The organism is Mesorhizobium sp. M1399, assembly GCF_040317735.1.
In the GTDB taxonomy this organism is placed as follows: domain Bacteria; phylum Pseudomonadota; class Alphaproteobacteria; order Rhizobiales; family Rhizobiaceae; genus Mesorhizobium.
On the sequence record NZ_JAMYKZ010000054.1, the window covers coordinates 1 to 3,694 of the forward strand.

The 3,694-nt window shown below is 56.6% G+C and carries 4 protein-coding genes and 2 pseudogenes; 1 reads left to right on the top strand and 5 read right to left on the bottom strand.

From position 1 onward, the window contains the following. Positions 1-680 precede the first annotated feature (680 nt). On the top strand, positions 681-1,649 hold the full coding sequence (locus tag NKH05_RS32675; RefSeq protein ID WP_352453731.1) for a glycosyltransferase family 10 domain-containing protein: 969 nt from the start codon (positions 681-683) through the stop codon (positions 1,647-1,649). Here the strand turns inward: NKH05_RS32675 and NKH05_RS32680 are convergent. From NKH05_RS32680 to NKH05_RS32700, 5 genes and pseudogenes are all read right to left on the bottom strand, one after another. Next, positions 1,564-1,767, bottom strand: coding sequence for a TilS substrate-binding domain-containing protein (locus tag NKH05_RS32680; RefSeq protein ID WP_353027070.1), 204 nt, complete (start codon positions 1,765-1,767; stop codon positions 1,564-1,566). The genes NKH05_RS32675 and NKH05_RS32680 overlap by 86 nt on opposite strands. 20 nt (positions 1,768-1,787) lie before the next feature. Further along, a complete protein-coding gene (locus tag NKH05_RS32685) occupies positions 1,788-2,144 on the bottom strand; it encodes a hypothetical protein (protein ID WP_352453730.1) in 357 nt (118 codons plus the stop codon). Between the two features lie 265 nt (positions 2,145-2,409). Beyond that, positions 2,410-2,565, bottom strand: a pseudogene (locus NKH05_RS32690) (ATP-binding protein); the annotation flags it as partial. Between the two features lie 71 nt (positions 2,566-2,636). Then, positions 2,637-2,923, bottom strand: a pseudogene (locus NKH05_RS32695) (transposase); the annotation flags it as partial. A 106-nt stretch (positions 2,924-3,029) separates the two neighbouring features. Continuing rightward, positions 3,030-3,694 (bottom strand): transketolase family protein (locus NKH05_RS32700; RefSeq protein WP_353027071.1); only part of this gene is annotated, 665 nt, incomplete at its 5' end.

The window sequence follows — 3,694 nt, forward strand, 5'->3', positions numbered from 1 at the left end:
TCAAGATGCGCAGGCAGGCTGGGATTGGCAATGGCTGGAAGGGGAGGGGACGAGGCTAGGTCGGCATCGCCCATCTGCATGACGATATCGATGATGTCGGGCAAAGCCGCTTTGTGTATGAAGCTTGTCCGAAATTCGTAGCATATTTCGGACATCTTGACCGTCACTTCGTCCGAAATCGGACCACAGATTTCGGACAAAGCCCCGGCATCAACCCGCCAATATCTCGATCTGCCGTCGCCGCTGCAAACGTCGCCTGTGAGAGGCGAGCCGCCTCTAAACTGGTCGTATATCCCGATTAATAATAAGAATGTAGTCAACTTCCATATTTTAGAGGGCACGCATGCTGCCACTCAACCGGCCTGATCACCACACAAAGTGAGGAAGAACCTGGTTAGGTGCAAAGCGACAATTGCCTCGACAGCGGGTCCCGGAAGGTTTATGCTGCCCAATCTTACCGCAATCCGAAATGGCGATTGAGTACCTTCACGAGTGAAGGGATTCCCGCGGTCTTAGAGATGAGTTGTCGAATGGCGCGAAGTCGCACAGAATCGCGAAGTCGCACAGAATCGTGTGTTTGATACCGATCAGGATCGCGAGCTATTTCAGGCGCAGAGAGGTCTTGCGCCCGATGCACGAGTTGCTCCCGGTCCAACGGAAGTGAATGGGGTGGAACTGCTTTGTCGACCAAATTGTTGACGGAACGTCCGGCGCCCATTGTTGCTACATGTCTGGATTCTTGGGGCGTTTTGGATGATGCAATCCACCATCTCACTCCAAAGGGCAGTGGAATCTGGAACAATGTCGCTTTTGTACGCAGGACATCCTTCGCGCCCGATTGGCATATTGTCTTTAACTCTGCTTCTATTTTTGGGCTCCCTGTTGATATCGAGGCGAGTCCAAACAGGACAATTTTTGCAATCGGCGAACCGCCGACGAAAGCTCATCGCGCATTTCATGAAGGGCAAGGGAAAAATACCATCGTCCTGACGTCTGACGCAGAGCTGGCTGCTCGGCAGAATGCAGAGCGCCGATTCGTTTTGTCTCCACCTATCACTCGGTCTTGGTCTGTAACAAAGACATATGACCAACTTCTGGTCAGCGAAGTCGTGGACAAGCCGCTTCGGCTCTCATGGATTACCAGTAACATCGCCCTGCTTAAAGGGCATCGATATCGGCTGGCGTTTCTGGAACGGCTGAGAGAGGAGCTCGATTTTGACCTGTTCGGCCGAGGTTTTCGGCTGATTGGAGATAAATGGGACGCACTCGCACCGTACCGTTACAGTATAGCTTTCGAGAATACTCGTGCTGATTACTATTTTACAGAGAAGCTTATGGACTGCTTCGTTGCTGAAACAATGCCGATCTATTACGGCAGCCCGGCAATCACGAGGTTCTTCCCTTCCGACTCAATGGTTCTGATTGACCCAGAGGACAAGAACGTAATCCAAAAAATTCAAGAAATCATCGACTCGGACCTCTGGAAGGAGCGTCGCGGCGCAATACAAGAGGCGAAGCGGTTGGTTCTTGAGAAATACAATACGTTTGCTTATCTCGCGGGCTTCATCGAAAGCGTTCACGATAAACCCTTACCGCCGGAAGTGATACACATCGGTTCGCCTGCGGTCGATTTTGGGACAGACGAATGAAGTACTCCAACGCTCGCTTCGCGTGCCCGGCGGTTGGTGGTCTGGCGAGATCGGTACGGAGCGCTCGGCGGAGAATGCCTACCTGCGCAGACGGGCCGGCACGGGCGCTCGAAGTCATGCGCCCCCGGCTGCCGCTGATCAGACGAACTGGGGAAGGCCAGGAACGGAATTGAGGACCTCGTCCACGAGTTCGTCGCCGGCATGTTCCTTGGCGAAGGCGATCGTCTCGTTGGCGATGGCAGCGATCTTTAGAATGCTGAGACCCTCACTCATCAATTGCTGGCCGAGCCCCATGAGGCCGCCTCCGCCCTCTGGGTCGTTGCCATGATACTTCGCCACTAATTCCGAAGCTCCGGGAATGGCCGCGATCATGCGCGCAACGGGACCGTCGGCCGCGTGGCGTTGCAGGAAACCCAGCATTAACCCAACGGCCTTCTCTGCGAGAGCCGGGCCGATGCCGGCACCAGTGGCGATGCGCGATAAGAATTCTTCCATGGCAGGGTTCGTCTCTCTTTAATGAGGTTTACACGGGGCCGGTCCGGCGCCCAAAGCGCCCTTGGCCGAACCACAATTGAACTCCACAAAAATAGGCCGGCGGAAGTGCTATTGCAACTGCGCGTAAACCGCCTCTGTCAACGCAAGCTGCGTCGGACGTGCGTATTTCGCAAAAACGGGACAGTCGTTCCGCTAAATCGCGGACAGCAGTTTCACTAATTCGCGGACAGCAGGATGGGGTCGGCGCTCGGTTGCCTGGTTGAAGTCATTTGCGATTGATTTCGCCGTTTTCGGCGCCGGTCAAGGGCGGCGGTGTTTTTTGCTTTCTCATGCTGTCGCCTTCGAGGGTGATGCGATGGGCGTTGTGGATGATCCGGTCGAGAATGGCGTCGGCTATTGTCGGCTCCGCGAATGCTTCATGATGCACCTTTCCTTGATCGCCTGGTCCGTTGCAGTCGGCGTTGAAGTTGATCGATCTGGTCGCTAGAAAGGTTTCCGCTTGGCCGCGGGCGTCACCATTTCTTTCCCACAAGATCCTTCAACGCGGCATTGTCGAGCATGTCGTCGGCCAGAAGCCGCTTCAGCCGCGTGTTCTCGTCCTCCAGAGCCTTCAGTCGCCGAGCCTCGCAGACATCCATCCCGCCGAAGCGGGCCTTCCAGTTGTAAATCGAGGCGTCGCTGACCCCGTGCTTGCGGCACAGATCGGCAACCGATACCCCGGCCTCGTGTTCCTTCAAAATTCCGATGATCTGCTCTTCAGAGAAGCGGCTACCTTTCATGTCCTGGTCCTCTCGGTGGGCCAGAACGAACTTCAAACCGGATTAGATAAGAGGGGCAAGGTCAAGGTCGATGACTCAACTGTTGTGTAGGGAGAGCTCTTACTTCTCATTCGCTCCAAATGCGGACGCGGCGCACGAGCTCGGAAGTTGAGATCCCGTAGCGATCGTGAAGCGTCGGCAGCGCGCCAGCGTCGAGGAACTCGTCGGGCAGGGCGATCTGGCGAAAGACTGGGGTCACTCTCTCGCGCATCAGCAGCGCGGCAACGCCTTCGCCAAGGCCACCAATGATGGTGTGGTTCTCCGCCGCCACCACCAGCCGTCCCGAACGGCGCGCGGCAGCGAGTATCGCCTCCGTATCCAGAGGTTTGATCGTCGGAACGTGCAGAACGGCGCAGCCGATCCTGTCGGCTTCAAGCGCCTTCGCGGCCTCCAGCGCGCGCATGGTCATCAGGCCGCTGGAAATGAACAATACGTCCGCGCCCTCGCGCAGCATTCGCGCCTTGCCGATTTCAAATGTATAGTCGTCTTCGTCGAGCACGACAGGAACCTTACCGCGCGAAAGCCGCATGTAGACCGGCCCGTTGTAGTCCGCGATCGCCTCCGTGGCCTGTTCGATGTCGAGCGCGTCGCAAGGGTCGATGATCGTCAGGTTCGGCATCCCGCGGAAAATCGCGATGTCCTCCGTCGCCTGGTGGCTGGGGCCGTAGCCGGTCGTCAGCCCCGGTAAGGCGCAGACGATCTTCACATTGAGTTTCTCCTCGGCGATCGCCA